Below are 14303 nucleotides of genomic sequence, written 5' to 3'. Positions count from 1 at the left end.
CGCTGCCCGGTGAGGATCCTTGTCCTTGTCGTCAACCGGATGGTGTGGTTCGTCCCCACGCTGCTCGGCCTGCTGGCGATCGTCTTCTTCATCTCGCACGTGATTCCGGCTGACCCCGCGGCCTTCGCGGCCGGGGAGAACGCCTCCGCCGCCACCATCGCGGAGATGCGCCAGCGGCTGGGCCTGGACCAGCCGCTGCACATCCAGTTCCTGCGCTACGTGCAATCCATCTTCACCGGCGACATGGGCCGCAGCATCTACACCGGCCGCCCGGTCTCGGAGGATCTGCTCAGCCGGCTGCCGGCAACGCTGGAACTGACGCTGGTGACAGTGGTGGTGGCGACTCTGGTGGGCGTGCCGCTGGGCGTGGTCGCGGCGCTCAAGCGCAATTCCTGGATCGACCACGCGCTGCGGCTGGTGACCATCGCCGGCCTCGCCATCGCCAGCTTCTGGTTCGCCATCCTGCTGCAGCTGTTCTTTTCCATGCAACTCGGCATCACGCCGCTGACCGGGCGCGTGGAGGGCTGGGGGCCGGAGCCGATCACCGGCTTCTACGTCATCGATTCCCTGATCAACTGGGACATGGAAACGCTTCTGGATGCCTTCCACCACATGGTGCTGCCGGTCGCCACCCTGGCGCTGCCGGCGGCCGCTACCATCGTGCGCTTCACCCGTGCCGGGGTGCTGAACGCGCTGGAGAGCAGCTATGTGCTGTACGAGACGGCGATGGGCTATCCGCGCTGGCAGATCGTGTGGAAATACGTTCTGCGCAACGCGCTGATCGGCACCGTCACGCAGATCGGCCTGATCTTCGGCATCCTGCTCGCCGGTGCCGTGGTGGTGGAAGCGGTGTTCGACTGGCCCGGCCTTGGTCTCTTCGCGGTGAATTCGATCCTGAACTCCGACTACAACGCGGTGATGGGCTTCACGCTGGTCGCCGGCACCATGTTCATCGTGGTGAACCTCGTGGTCGATATCCTGCAGGGGCTGATCGACCCGCGGGAGACCCGCTGATGCGACAAGTCCTGCGCAAGCTGGCGGAGGATCGCGCCTCCATGTTCGGGCTGGCGCTGATCCTGGTGGTGGTGCTGGCCGCCATCCTGGCGCCGATCCTGTCCACCCACCCGGCCGATGTGGCGGAGTTCCACACCGGGATCCGCCTCAGCCCGCCCAACCCGGACAATTGGCTGGGCACGGACCGCATGGGCAGCGACATCTATTCGCGGCTGCTGTTCGGCGCGCGCATCACGCTGACCATCGCCGTGGTCGCCATCCTCGTCGCGGTGCTGATCGGCGTGCCGATCGGGCTCGTCGCCGGCTACTACGAAGGCCTGGGCAGCGACCTGCTGATGCGTGGCTCCGACGTGTTCCTCGCCGTGCCGCAGATCGTGCTGGCCATCGCCATCGCGCAGACCCTCGGCCCTTCCATCGAGAACGTCATCCTGGCGCTGTCGGTCACCTACTGGCCCTTCTGGGCGCGGCTGGTCTATGCCGAGACCCGGTCCTGCAAGAAGGAGACCTTCGTGGAGGCCGCCATCGCGCTGGGCTGTTCGCCCTTCCGCGTCATGGTGCTGCACATCCTGCCCTCCATCTCCTCCTCCATCATCGTGCGCACCACCATCGGCATGGGTGGCACCATTCTCACCGCCGCGACGCTCGGCTTCCTCGGCCTCGGCCCGCCGCCACCGACACCCGAATGGGGGCGCACCATCGCGGAGTCCCGGGAGTACCTGCCCATGGCCTGGTGGTATGCGGCCTTTCCCGGGCTGGCGATCTTCATCGTGGTGATGGGCTTCAACCTGCTGGGCGACGGCCTGCGCGACGTGCTCGACCCCCGGCTGCGGCGGGCTTCCCGTGGACGGTGACCTGATCGCGGTGCAGGATCTGCGCGTCTCCTTCGCCTCGGATGCCGGCATCGCGCGGGTGCTGGATGGCGTGCAATGCGCCATCCGGCCGGGCGAGATCCGCGGCCTGGTCGGTGAATCCGGCTGCGGCAAGACCACGCTGGCGCGCGCCATCCTCGGCATCCTGCCACCCAATGCGGCGCGCATCGATTCCGGCCGCGTGACCTTCGGCGGCCGCAACCTGCTGGACCTGCCGGAGGCCCGTCTGGCGGCGGAGGTGCGGGGGCGGGAGATCGCCTATATCCCGCAGGACCCTTCCACCGCCTTCAACCCGGTCTTCACCATCGGCACGCAGATCGCCGATCTGATGCGCTGGAAGTCGCCGCTGGCCCGCACCGCCAACCCGCCCACCGGCCGCGCGCGCCGCGAGGCGGATCACGCGCGGGTGGTGGCGATGCTGCGCCAGGTGCAGCTGCCGAACCCGGAGGCGCTGCTGCGCAAATACCCGCACGAGGTCTCGGGCGGGCAGCGCCAGCGGCTGATGATCGCCATGGCACTGCTGCCGGAGCCGAAGCTGGTCATCGCGGACGAGCCCACCACGGCGCTGGACGTGACGGTGCAGGCGCAGATCCTGAAGCTGCTGAAGGGGCTGGCGCGGGAACACAACGTCGCGGTGCTGTTCACCACCCATGACCTCGGCGCTGCCTATGAGATCTGCGACCGCATCACCGTGATGTATGCGGGGCAGGAGGTTGAGGAAGCGCCGGTCGCCGAGTTCTTCAATCGGCCCAGTCACCCCTACACCCGCAAGCTGCTGGACAGCCTGCCCTCCGCCGAGACCGGGCTGCGCGGCATTCCCGGCGAGATCCCCCGCCTGATCGACCCACCCCCCGGCTGCCGCTTCAACCCGCGCTGCGAGCGCGCCTCCGCCGTCTGCCTTGCGCAGCGGCCGCCGCCGGAACAGGCCGGGCCGGGCCATGTCGTGCGCTGCCACCACCGGCTGACGGATGCCGAGGCATGAGTGCCGCGCCGATCCTGGAGGTGCGCGACCTCCGCAAGTATTTCCCCGTGCGCAATCTGTGGAAGCGCCGCATCGGCTGGCTGCGGGCGCTGGACGATGTCTCCTTCACCGTGCAGCCGGGCGAGATCCTCGGCATCGTCGGCGAGTCCGGCTGCGGCAAATCCACCCTCGGCAAGACGCTGATGGGCATCCACACCGCGACAGCCGGGGAGGTGATGTTCCAGGGCCAGGACATCGCGCGCCTGCGCCCGCATGAAAGCCGCGGCCTGCGCCAGCATCTGCAATATTGCTACCAGGACCCCGGCGCCTCGCTGGACCCGCGCTGGACCATCCGCGCCTCCCTGCATGAACCGCTGATCGTCCACACCGCGCTGAAGGAGCCGGAGCGCGAGGCGCGGGTGCGTGAGATCCTGGCCGCGGTCGGTCTGCCGGAGACGCATCTGGACCTCTACCCGCATGAAATCAGCGGCGGGCAGCAGCGCCGTGTCGGGCTGGCGCGCATCCTCACGCTCAAGCCTTCCGTGGTCATCCTGGACGAGCCGACCTCCGGGCTCGATGTCTCGGTGCAGGCGGTGATCCTGAAGCTGTTCCTGTCGCTGCAGGAACAATTCGGCCTGACCTACCTGTTCGTCTCGCACGACCTGTCGGTGGTGCGGATGATCTGCGACCGCGTCGCCGTGATGTATCTCGGCCGGGTGGTGGAGATCGGCGAGACGTCGCGGATCTTCGCCACGCCGCGCCACCCCTACACGCAGTCCCTGCTGGCGGCGATCCCGCGCATCGGCGGCGCCCGTGTGACCGACACCTTCTCCCTGGAAGGGGAGCCGCCGAGCCCGACCAACCTGCCCTCCGGCTGCCGCTTCCGCACCCGCTGCCCGCGCGCCCAGGCGCTGTGCGCGCAGCAGGATCCGGCGCTGCGGGCGGATTGGCCGGGCCAGGCGGCCGCCTGCCACTTCGCGGAGTGATGCCGCGGCGCGACTGAGCCCTTGCCTGTCTGCGCCAGCCTTGCCTCGGCTGGGCAAGCGGCCGCACCCTCCTGCCACACAAGCCGCCAGCGAAGCGGCAGCATGGAGGAGACAAGGCCATGAGGACATTCCCGATCGGTCGGCGCGGCCTGGGCCTGGCGGCGGCCGGGCTTCTGGCAACCCCCGCCTTGGCGCAACCCGCCTGGCCGCGCGGTCCGGTGCGGCTGATCTTCCCCTATACGCCCGGCTCCGCCGTGGATGTGGTGGCGCGGCTGGTGGCGCAGGACCTGACGGAGCGGCTGGGCCAGCCCTTCATCGTGGAAAGCCGTACCGGCGCCGGCGGCAGCATCGGCACGGAGATCGCGGCACGGGCGCGGCCGGATGGCGACACCTTCCTCGTCGGCTCGCCCGGCAACATGGCGATCGGCCCGGCCCTGCTGCGCAACCTCACCTACGATGTGCAGCGGGACTTCGCCGCGGTGGTGCACATGGTGACCTTCCCGCAGGTGCTGGTGGTCTCCCCCAGCCTGCCGGTGCACAGCTTGGCGGAGCTGGTGGCCCATTCCAAGGCCAATCCGGGGAAGCTGAACTACGCCTCCTCCGGCATTGGTGCGACCAACCATCTGGCGATGGAGATGCTGCGGGCGGCCACCGGGCTGAACGCGACGCATGTGCCCTATCGCGGCGGGCTGGTGACGCTGCAGGCCATCATGTCCAACGACGTGCAGATGTGCATTGAGGGCATCCTGACGGTGCCGAGCTTCCTGGCGGAGGGCAAGCTGCGCGCCATCGCGGTGACCGGCGCGCAGCGTTCGCCGCTGATGGCGGATGTGCCGGCGGTGGCGGAAACCGTGCCCGGCTTCGATGCCGGCGCCTGGGTGATGCTGTTCGCCCCCACCGGCACGCCGGCGCCGATCATCGAGAAGCTGTCGGCCGAGGTGCGCGTTTCCCTCGCCAAGCCGGCGATCCAGGCGCGCCTGTCGCAGCTCGGCGCCACCGTCACCGGCACCACGGCGGAGCAGGCGGCGGCGATCCATCGGCAGGAGCTGGAGAAGTGGCGCCGCGCGGTCGAGGCCTCCGGCGCCGCGGCGGGCTGAATGACCGACTTCCCGCGCCTCGCCGACCCCATCACCCTGGCCGGGCGGCGGCTGCGCAACCGCATCGGCTTTGCCGCGATGACCTCGCGCATGCCGCGCGACGGGGCGGTGACGCCGGCGCTCGTCGCGCATCTGTCCGCCCGCGCCGCCGGCGGCGCCGGGCTGGTGGTGACGGAGGCGCTGGCCGCCTGCCGTTCCGCCGCCGTGCCGGCCCGGGTCGCGGCCTGGGACGAGGCGCAGGCGGATGGGCTGGCGCGGCTGGCGGCGGCGGTGGAAGGGCAGGGGGCGGCGCTGCTCGGGCAGCTCTGGCACGCCGGCAACGCGCATCGCGACGCCCGGGCGCTGAGTGCGGTGGGGCCCTCGGCGGTGGTGGATGCGGCGTCCTGGACCGTGCCGCGGGCGCTGACGGATGCCGAGGTGGAAGGGCTGGTCGAGGAATATGCGGACAGCGCGGCGCGGCTGCAGCGCGCCGGATTCTCGGGGGTGGAGATCTCGGCGGCGCATGGCTTCCTGCCGCTGCAATTTCTCTCCCCCGTGACCAATCTGCGGGAGGATCGCTGGGGCGGCGATGCCCTGGGGCGCAGCGCCTTCACCCGCGCCATCCTCTCCGCCATCCGCGCCCGCTGCGGTGCCGGCTTCATCATCGGGCTGAAGCTGCCGGCGGATGACGGCGTGCCGGGCTCGATCGACCCGGCGGAGGCGGCGCGGCTGACGGCGGCCATCGTCGCGGAGACGCCGCCGGACCTGCTCTGCTTCAGCCAGGGCAGCCATGGGCCCAGCCTGTGGATGCATGCGCCGGACATGCACGAGCCGACGATGCCCTTCCGCGCCGCCTGGGCGGGGCTGCGCCAGGCCGCCGGCGGCGTGCCCCTCGCCGGCATCGGCCGCATCGCCGGGCCGGCGATGACGGAGGCGCTGCTGGCATCGGGTGATGCGGACCTGGTGATGCTGGCGCGGCCGCTGCTGGCGGATGCGGCCTGGCCGGTCAAGGCGCTGGCGGGGCGGGCGGCGGCGATCCGGCCCTGCATCTACTGCAATGCTTGCTGGGGGGAGATCGACCGCGCCAACACCATCGCCTGCAGCGTCAATCCGCGCGGCGGCACCGCGGCCGATGCCGCGCCGCCGCCGCCGCGTGCCGAAGCGCCGCGACGGGTGGTGGTGGTGGGTGGCGGCATCGCGGGCATGCAGGCGGCGGCCGTGGCGGCGGAACGCGGCCATGCGGTGACCCTGCTGCATCGCGGCGCGGCGCTGGGCGGCGCCGCGCGGCTGCATGCGGCGCTGCCGGGCTGCGGCGATATCGGCCGCTTCCTGGACCATCTGGCGCAGCGCGTGGCGCAGGCCGGCGTGACGCTGGCGCAGGGGGAGAGCGCGGCGCAGGTGCTGGCCCTGGCGCCGGAGGCGGTGGTGCTGGCGACCGGCGCGGCGATGGGCCCGCCGCGCGCCCCTGGCCTCGGCGGCTGCGACCTGCGCCAGGCGGTGGCGGGGCTGCTGGCGGAGCAGGCGCCCCGCGCTGGCCTGGCCGTGCTGTTCGACCACGACCACACCGCCGCCACCTACGCCGCCGCCGAATTGCTGCTGCAGCGCTTCGACCGGCTGCTGCTGCTGACGCCGCGCGATGGCATCGCCCGCGACGTGCCGGGACTTTACGCCCAGGGCGTGCACCGCCGCCTGGCCGCGGCGGGCGACCGGTTCGAGATGCTGATCCATCGGGAGCCGGTGGCCTTCGCCGGCGGCGTTCTGCGCTTCCGCCACCTGCTGACGGGGGCGGAGACGGCGGTGCCGGGCGTGGCCCTGTTCACCTGGTCCACCCCGCGCCGCCCCGATCTGGCGCTGGCGCCCGCCTTGCAGGCGGCAGGGCTGCCGGTGCTGCGCATTGGCGATGCCCAGGCGCCGCGGCTGATGATCTCCGCGGTGCGGGACGGCCAATGGGCGGGGGAGGCGGTTTAGGGCCTGTTGACGTTTGGGCTGCGGGCGCGTCCGGCGGTGCTTTTCCGCGCCGGGTGCGTCAGCCATGCTCGCCGACGGATAGCCATCGGCTGCGCTGTCTTCCTGCCCAGCACCAATAATCCCTCGCCGGCCGCATCCCGACCCCCAACTGTTCACAGGTTCTGGGGCATTTTCAAGCCTTGCGGCTTCGCAAGACGACTCGGAAAATGCGTCGAGACAATGCGTTGGAGCCGTTTCACCGTCTTCGCTGGCGGTGAACCGGCTCTAGCCGGCCTTGACGCCTCCGGGGCAGCGCGGCAAACAATGCATGCGTTATTGAATCCGCCACCCTCCGGAGGGATCGTCATGCAGGCCCCGCTGGAGGCGCCCGCCCGACCGCGCGCCGCCACCGCCGCCGGTGACGCGCATCAGCGCCTGCGCGCCATGATCCTGGACGATGCCCTGCCGCCCGGCACCCAGCTTCTGGAGGCGGAGCTCGCCGTGCTGCTCGGCATGTCCCGCACCCCGGTGCGGGAGGCGATGATCCGGCTGGAGCAGGAAGGGCTGGTGTCCATCACGCCGCGCCACGGCATGCGCGTGCTGCCGATTTCCGCCACCGACATGCGCGAGATCTACGAGGTGCTGACCAGCCTGGAGCCGACGGCGGCGGAGCTGCTGGCGCGCCGCAGCCTGCCCGCCGCCGCCCTGGCGCCGCTGCACCAGGCCTGCGCGGCGATGGAGGCCGCGCTGGCGGCGGAGGATCGCCGTGCCTGGGCGGCGGCCGACGAGGCCTTCCACCGCGGCCTGGTGGAGCTGTGCGGCAATGGCCGCCTGGCCGCCATGGCGATGCAGGTCTGGGACCAGTCGCACCGCGCCCGGATGTTCACGCTGAACATGCGCCCGCTGCCCGCCGCCTCCACCGCCGAGCATCGCGCCATCATGCAGGCGATCGCCGCCGGCGATGGCGATGCGGCGCGGGAGATGTTCCACCGCCACCGCCGGCGTGGCGGCAGCGAATTGATTGCCCTGATCGAACGGAGCGGCCTTGCATGGGTCTGAAAAGCAACAGCGTCCACGTCGCGGTGATGCCGGGGGACGGCATCGGCGTGGAGGTGACGGAGGCTGCGATGGGCGTGCTGGGCAAGCTGGTGCGGCGGCATGGGCTCGGCCTGTCGACGGAATCGCTGCAGGCTGGCGCCTTCGCCTACCAGGAAACCGGCACGGCGATGTCGGAGCCGGTGTTCGAACGGGCGCGGCAGGCCGATGCCATCCTGCTGGGCGCCATGGGCTGGCCCGGCATCCGCTACCCGGACGGCACCGAGATCGCGCCGCAGCTCGACCTGCGCTTCCGCCTCGGCCTCTATGCCGGGGTGCGGCCGATCCGCGCCATCCCCGGCGTGAAGCTGCCGCTGGCCGATGCGCGCGCCGCGCAGATCGACATGGTGATCCTGCGCGAAAGCACGGAAGGCCTGTTCGCCGCCCGCGGCCGCGGCGAGATCATCGAGGACCGGGAGGCGCGGGACACCATGGTGATCACCCGTGCGACGACCGAGCGCCTGTCCCGCTTCGCCTTCCGCCTGGCGGAGCGCCGCGCCGCGCGGCTCGGCCGCAAGCAGACGGTGACGCTGGTGGACAAGGCCAATGTGTTCACCGGCTTCGCCTTCATGCGCAAGGTGTTCCTGGAAGTGGCCCAGACCTTCCCCGAGGTGCCGGCCGCCACCCACTACATCGACGCCATGGCGCTGGACCTGGTGCGGCGGCCCTGGGATTTCGACGTGCTGCCGACCGAGAACATGTTCGGCGACATCCTGTCGGACCTCGGCGCAGGGCTGATCGGCGGCATGGGCTATGCGCCCTCCGCCGATATCGGCGACGACCACGCGGTGTTCCAGCCGAGCCACGGCACCGGACCGGACATCGCCGGCAAGGGCATCGCCAACCCCACCGCGATGATCCTTTCCGCCGCGCTGATGCTGGACTGGCTGGGGGCGGAGGGCGCCGGCCAGGCCTGGAGCGACGCCGCGGCGGAGCTGGAGGCGGCGGTGGATGCCGCCTTCCGCGGCGGGCTGCGCAGCGCCGAATTCGGCGGCAGCGGCACGGCGGAGGTGGCGCGCGCCATCGCCGCCGAGATTCCCGGCTGAAGCCCGGTCAGGGCGTCCAGGGTTCCGGCGCGCGGCTGTCGATGTCGGTGACGACATCGACCACCACCGTCTCCTCCGCCGTCAGGGCCTCGGCCAGGGCGGCGGCGATGTCGCCCGGCCGTTCCACGCGGATGCCGCGCAGGCCGAACTGACGGGCGATGGCGGCGAAATCGGTGGGGCCGAAGCGCAGCACCTGTTCCGCCGCCACGGGCCGGTTGCCGGCCTGCTTCAGGTAGTTGGGCCAGCCCTGGCCGAAGCCGGAATTGTTGTTCACCACCAGTACCACGGCGATGCCGCGCCGCTTCGCCGTCTCCAGCTCCGTCAGGTGGTAGTACAGCGCGCCGTCGCCCGACCAGCACACCACCTTGCGCCCCGGCGCCGCGCATCTGGCCCCCAGCGCCGCCGGGAAGGCCCAGCCGAGGGAGCCTGCGGCGCGGAGATAGGTCTGCCCCGGCGCCAGATCCACCAGCGTGCCGGTCCAGATGCCGGAATAGCCGGTATCCGCCACCAGGATGCCGTCCGCCGGCAGGGCGCGGGTGATCTCGGCCGCCAGCCGCGCCGGGTCGATCGGGCTGGCCTCGCTGGCCAGGCGCGGCGCGACCGCGGCGCGCCAGGCCGCCATCAGCGCCTGGGCCTCCGCCAGCAGCGCGCCGTCGCGCGCGGGTTGACCGAGGGCCTCGAGCAGCGCCTCCAGCGTTGCCCGCGGGTCGCCCAGCAGCGCCACCTCCACCGGGTAGCTGCGTTCGAATTCCAGCGGGTCGGCGTCGATCTGCACCACGCGCACGCCGGGGCGCGGCACCCGCCAGGCATGGGTCACCTGGTCCCCTGTGTCGCAGCCGACGAACAGCACCAGCTCCGCCGCCGCCACCACCTGGTTGGCCGGCGGCGCCGCGTAGCTGCCGACCACGCCGATGGCCAGGTCATGCCGCGTGTCGATCAGACCGCGCGCGCCGAGCGAGGTGGCGATGGGCGCGCGCAGCGCCGCCGCCAGCGCCAGCAGCGCCCCCCCGCAGCCGGACAGCGCGGCGCCGTCGCCGGCGACGATGACCACGCGCTGCGCCGAGGCCAGGGCCGCCGCCGCCGCCCGGACCGAGGCCGGGTCCGCCACCGGGCGATGCAGCGGCGCCGTCCAGGCCGCCAGGGTGGCGCCGAGCGCCTCCGGCACCGCTTCCGTATCGCTGGTCTCGACGAATTCGCCCATCAGCCCGTTGAGGTCGAGATGCACCGGGCGCGGCGGCGCGGCGGTGGCCGCCGCCCAGGCCTGGCGCAGCTGCCGCGGCAGGTCCGCCGCCGTCTCCACCCGCGCCGCATGCTTGGTCATGGGCGCGAAGAGGGGCGCGTGCGGCACCTCCTGGTAGGCGTTGCGCTGCTGGTGGTCGTTCGGCTTGTGGCCGGTCAGCGCCAGCACCGGGCTGCGGCCGAGCCAGGCATCCTGCAGCCCCGCCGCCAGATTGGCCGCGCCGACCGACTGCGCCGCCACCACGCCGGGTCGGCCGGCGATTCGGCCATAGGCGTCCGCCATGTAGGCGGCGGCCTTCTCGGTATGCGCCAGCACGGGCTGCACGCCGACGCGCTCCATCGCCAGCAGCGTCCGCCGCAGCACGGCATCGACGAAGAAGAGATGCGTCTGGCCGGAAGCCTTCAGGCTCCTCGCCAGGAATTCGGCGCCGTTCATCGTGTTCCCCCTTGGTCGGGGGCAGTCTGGCGCGGCGGGCGGGCGCAGGCGAGCCCGCCCGGGGGTCAGAGCGTCGGTTCGAGCAGGCTTGAATGCGCCCAGCCGGCCGGCTCCCTGCCTTCACCCAGCTGCACCCAGCCGCCGGGGGCATGGCCGAGCACGGAGAAGGCGCGGCCACGCTCGGCCACCCACAGGATCTCCGCCTCGCCGCTGGGGCCGGCGCGGACGCGGACCGGGCTGATGACGGTGACGCCCGGCGTCGCCGCGGCCTCCTCCACCGTGGCGGACGCCGGCGGCGGCGCCTCCTGCGCGGCGGCCGGCGTGAGGCCGGGCGCGGCCTCGGGCGCTGCCAGCCGGGGCGTCGGCGCCGGGCTGCCACAGTAGCGCTGCCGCGGCATGCCGGGGGTGCCGCCGCGCCACAGGCCGGGCGCGTCCTCCAGCACCACCATCGGCTCCCGGCCGCCGGCGCCGAACCGGCCGCTGGCCGGGATCACCCGTGCCACCAGGTCCGGGCCCTGTGGCGAGTCGAGATGCGCGCAGACCGCCCATTGGCCCGGCGTCTCCAGCGCAAAGACCTTGGGGCCGACCAGCACGCCGGCCTGCCCGGTGCGCTCCAGATGCGTGCGCAACGCCGCGACGGCGCGTTCCGCCGGGCTGCCCGAGGCGGCCTCGGCCGCCGCCTGGGCCGCAGCCTCCTCCTGTGCGCTTTCGCCACGGCCCAGTATCGCCGCCGCGACGGCCCCCAGCAGCCCGAGCGGGAGGAGGATCAGCAGGATGGGGAGCACGGCGCGCGGGCGCATGAATCGGGGGCCTGGCTGGCGGTTGCAGCAGACAGGACGCGCCGCGGTTCGGAAGGTTCCGCTGCGCGGGCGCATCGCCCGGTTGCGGGGCGAAGCCGGCCCCGGCACCCTGGCTGCCACCGCGCCAGGATCTCCCCCGCCCATGCCCCACCCCGTTGCCTTGCAGAGCCGCTGAAAATGGCCCGCCCCTGGCGCCGGATCGGCATGCTCATCCCGTCCTCCAACACCTCCGTCGAGCGCGACTACCCGGCCTTCATGCCGCCGAACCTGTCCTTCCACTTCGCACGGCTGACGATGACGCGGCTGGATGCGGCGGGGATGCAGGAACAACTCGCCGATTTGCGCCGCGCCAGCGCCAGCCTGGCCGATGCGCGCGTCGACGCCGTGCTTCTGTGCCAGACCGCGGCCAGCTATTGGCTGGGCCGGGCGTGGGATGCGCAGATCCGGCAGGAGATGCAGGGCTGGTGCCACGGCGCCCCGGCCTTCACGGCGGCGCAGACGGTGCTGGACGCGCTGGCGGCGCTGGGCGTGACGCGGGTGGGCTTCGCCGCGCCCTTCCCGGCCGAGATCGCCGCCGCCAGCCTGGACTACCTGGCGGCTTGCGGCCTTGCGACCGTGGCGACGCGCTTCGGCGGCTTCCGCGACAATTTCGCCATCGCCGAGATGTCGCCGGCGGCGATCATCGAACTGGCCTGCGGTGCCGACCACCCGGAGGCGCAGGCGGTGCTGATGCCCGGCGGCAACATGCCCTGCCTGGGCGTTGCACAGGCCATCGAGGCGCGGCTGGGCAAGCCCATCGTCACCACCAACCAGGCGGGGATGTGGGCGCTGCTGCGGCATTTCGGCGAAACCGCGCCGATTGCCGGCGTCGGCCGGCTGCTGGGCGAATTGCCGGCGCCTATCCCCTGAGGCTCAGGAAGCCGCGCACGGCGTCCTGCACCAGATCCTCCGCGGCGGGACGGCCCATGGCGTCCCAGAACACCTCGTATTCCAGCATCCCGCCATAGCCCGCCGCGTCCAGCGCCCGCAGGAAGCCACCGACATCGACCTGCCCGCGGTCCAGCGCGGCGCGCCGCGGCGGGCCGCCATCCGCCGGCAGGTCCACGCCGCAGATCTGCACCACCCGCAGCAGGCCCGGCGCCTGGTCAAGCAGCGCCTCCAGCCCCGCATCCCAATGCGAATGGAACAGGTCCAGCGTCAGGCCGAAGCCGGGCAGGGGGGCCAGCGCGGCCCGGGCCGCGTCGATCTGGTTCAGCACGCTGCGCAGGCCGAGCGCCATGGGGTGCATCGGCTCCAGCGCCAGCACCGCGCCATCGGCCCGCGCCGCCAGCCCCGCCAGGGCGCGGCGCGTGGCGGCCCGCAGCGCCGCCGGATCGGCGCCGCCCGGCCCGGGCCGGGTGTGCAGCAGCCCGCCGGGGATGACGTTCACCGGCGCGCCCAGCAGCCGTCCCGTGGCCAGCAGCCGCGCTTCCAGCGCCGCCTGCGCGGCGGCCTCGGCCGGGTCGGCGTGCAGCAGGTAGCCGGCGGAGTTCAGCGAGGCGGCGCGCAGCCCGTGCCGGGTGAGCATCGCCGCGATGGCCTCCGGCGCCAGGGCGGCGAAGACCGGCGGCGTCAGGCCGATGCCGCCGATGCCGTGGCGTGCCAGCAGGGCGCAGAAATCCTCCACCGGCAGGTCCGGCGGCGCGCCGTAGAGGCTGATGGCCAGCCGGCGCAGCCATGCGCGCTCCGGCGCGCCCAGGGCCCCGCTCACAGCCCGACCGGCTCCAGCCCCAGCCCGGGGCCCTGCGGCACCGCCAGCTGGCCATCCCGCACGGCAAGCGCCGCCCCATAGGGCGGGGTGGCGAGGTCGGCGAAGTAGATCTCGATCGGCGCTGCTTCCTCTGCCGCCGCCAGCCAGTGCAGGGTGGCGAGCAGGCCGGGGCCGAAATAGGGGCTGTGCGGCACCACCGCCACGCCGGCCGCCGCCGCCAGCGCCTGCACCTCGCGCAGGCCGGAGAGGCCGCCATGCTTGGTGACGCTGGGCTGCGCCACATCCACCGCGCCGGCCGCGAAGGCCCGGGCGAAATCCACCGGGCCGCCGAGATTCTCCCCGGCCGAGATCGGGCAGCCGGGCAGGGCGCGCAGGGCGGCCAGCGCGGCGAAATCCTCCGGCGGCCAGATCGGCTCCTCCAACCAGCCGATGTTCATGCCGGCGACGCCCTCGCGGAAGGCGCGCGCCGCGGCGGGGTCCGACCAGGCGCAGTTGACATCAAGCATGATCGGCACCTCGGCCGGCGCGGCGGCGCGGGCGGCCCGGATGCAGGCCATGTCCACCTCATGCAGCTTGATGCGGCGATAGCCGGCGCCGATGGCCCGCGCGGTGTTGCGCGCGACGGCCTCGGCATCGCCATAGCGCAGCAGGCTGGCATAGGCCGGCACCTGGCGGCGGCCTGCCGGCCCCAGCAGCGCGTGCAGCGGCAGGCCCGCGGCCTTGGCGGCAATGTCCCACAGCGCGATGTCGATGGCGGCGATGCCGAAGCCCACCGGCCCGTTGCGGCCGAAATTGTGGAAGCGCCGATGCAGCAGCGCGCCGATCCCGGCGATGTCGCGCGCATCCTGGCCCAGGCAGGCCGGGGCGATCAGCCGCTCCACCGCGTCGCGCGTCGTGGCCGCCAGGGTGAAGCCGAAGCCTTCGCCCCAGCCATGCAGGCCGCCTTCCACCGCCACCCGCACCAGCAGCGTGTCGATGGCCGAAAGCCGCAGATTGCCGCCGCCGCCCTGCGCGCCGGCGCCGTAGGTAAAGGCGCTGCGGTGCAGGTGCGTCTCAACCCCGGTGATCTTCATCGCGCCCATCC

13 protein-coding genes are annotated in these 14303 nt (G+C 72.9%); 9 read left to right on the top strand and 4 right to left on the bottom strand.

Translation table 11 applies throughout. The features are described 5' to 3' along the window. The first annotated feature begins 9 nt into the window (after positions 1–9). The 8 genes from HEQ75_RS10105 (at position 10) to HEQ75_RS10070 (ending at position 8994) form a co-directional block, all read left to right on the top strand. Entirely contained in the window at positions 10–1014 is a 1005-nt protein-coding gene (locus tag HEQ75_RS10105) for an ABC transporter permease (protein ID WP_168029928.1), read from the top strand. Then, positions 1014–1865 carry an ABC transporter permease gene (locus HEQ75_RS10100; RefSeq protein ID WP_168029926.1) on the top strand — a complete coding sequence of 284 codons (852 nt, stop codon included), beginning with the start codon at positions 1014–1016 and terminating at the stop codon, positions 1863–1865. The genes HEQ75_RS10105 and HEQ75_RS10100 overlap by 1 nt, the downstream gene beginning before the upstream one ends. Next, complete coding sequence (locus HEQ75_RS10095; protein ID WP_168029924.1) at positions 1855–2865, top strand: ABC transporter ATP-binding protein; 1011 nt, start codon at positions 1855–1857, stop codon at positions 2863–2865. The genes HEQ75_RS10100 and HEQ75_RS10095 overlap by 11 nt, the downstream gene beginning before the upstream one ends. Then, complete coding sequence (locus HEQ75_RS10090; RefSeq protein ID WP_168029922.1) at positions 2862–3830, top strand: ABC transporter ATP-binding protein; 969 nt, start codon at positions 2862–2864, stop codon at positions 3828–3830. Before HEQ75_RS10095 ends, HEQ75_RS10090 begins: the two co-directional genes overlap by 4 nt. A gap of 119 nt (positions 3831–3949) precedes the next feature. Beyond that, positions 3950–4927: a Bug family tripartite tricarboxylate transporter substrate binding protein gene (locus HEQ75_RS10085; RefSeq protein ID WP_168029913.1), complete on the top strand. Its 978-nt coding sequence runs from the start codon at positions 3950–3952 to the stop codon at positions 4925–4927. Beyond that, positions 4928–6874 (top strand): NADH:flavin oxidoreductase, encoded by a 1947-nt coding sequence (locus HEQ75_RS10080; RefSeq protein ID WP_168029911.1) that lies wholly within the window; start codon positions 4928–4930, stop codon positions 6872–6874. A gap of 345 nt (positions 6875–7219) precedes the next feature. Beyond that, on the top strand, positions 7220–7912 hold the full coding sequence (locus HEQ75_RS10075; protein ID WP_168029909.1) for a GntR family transcriptional regulator: 693 nt from the start codon (positions 7220–7222) through the stop codon (positions 7910–7912). Further along, positions 7903–8994 carry an isocitrate/isopropylmalate dehydrogenase family protein gene (locus tag HEQ75_RS10070; protein WP_168029907.1) on the top strand — a complete coding sequence of 364 codons (1092 nt, stop codon included), beginning with the start codon at positions 7903–7905 and terminating at the stop codon, positions 8992–8994. The genes HEQ75_RS10075 and HEQ75_RS10070 overlap by 10 nt, the downstream gene beginning before the upstream one ends. A 7-nt stretch (positions 8995–9001) precedes the next feature. Here the strand turns inward: HEQ75_RS10070 and HEQ75_RS10065 are convergent, their stop codons facing one another. Both HEQ75_RS10065 and HEQ75_RS10060 read right to left on the bottom strand, forming a co-directional pair. Continuing rightward, entirely contained in the window at positions 9002–10669 is a 1668-nt protein-coding gene (locus HEQ75_RS10065) for a thiamine pyrophosphate-binding protein (RefSeq protein ID WP_168029905.1), read from the bottom strand. Between the two features lie 65 nt (positions 10670–10734). After that, positions 10735–11469 carry an SH3 domain-containing protein gene (locus tag HEQ75_RS10060; protein ID WP_168029903.1) on the bottom strand — a complete coding sequence of 245 codons (735 nt, stop codon included), beginning with the start codon at positions 11467–11469 and terminating at the stop codon, positions 10735–10737. Between the two features lie 177 nt (positions 11470–11646). Between HEQ75_RS10060 and HEQ75_RS10055 the strand changes: the two genes are divergently transcribed. Beyond that, positions 11647–12378 carry a maleate cis-trans isomerase family protein gene (locus tag HEQ75_RS10055; RefSeq protein ID WP_168029901.1) on the top strand — a complete coding sequence of 244 codons (732 nt, stop codon included), beginning with the start codon at positions 11647–11649 and terminating at the stop codon, positions 12376–12378. On the opposite strand, the gene HEQ75_RS10050 is transcribed toward HEQ75_RS10055, so the two are convergent. Both HEQ75_RS10050 and HEQ75_RS10045 read right to left on the bottom strand, forming a co-directional pair. Then, a complete protein-coding gene (locus HEQ75_RS10050) occupies positions 12368–13219 on the bottom strand; it encodes a sugar phosphate isomerase/epimerase family protein (RefSeq protein ID WP_168029899.1) in 852 nt (283 codons plus the stop codon). The two genes, HEQ75_RS10055 and HEQ75_RS10050, sit on opposite strands and share 11 nt — an antisense overlap. Continuing rightward, positions 13216–14292 (bottom strand): mandelate racemase/muconate lactonizing enzyme family protein, encoded by a 1077-nt coding sequence (locus tag HEQ75_RS10045; RefSeq protein WP_168029897.1) that lies wholly within the window; start codon positions 14290–14292, stop codon positions 13216–13218. Before HEQ75_RS10045 ends, HEQ75_RS10050 begins: the two co-directional genes overlap by 4 nt. Positions 14293–14303 lie beyond the last annotated feature (11 nt).

The sequence above is a fragment of the Falsiroseomonas selenitidurans genome (genome assembly GCF_012103215.1).
Lineage (GTDB): Bacteria > Pseudomonadota > Alphaproteobacteria > Acetobacterales > Acetobacteraceae > Falsiroseomonas > Falsiroseomonas selenitidurans.
This window is presented reverse-complemented; position numbering and strand designations above follow the sequence as displayed.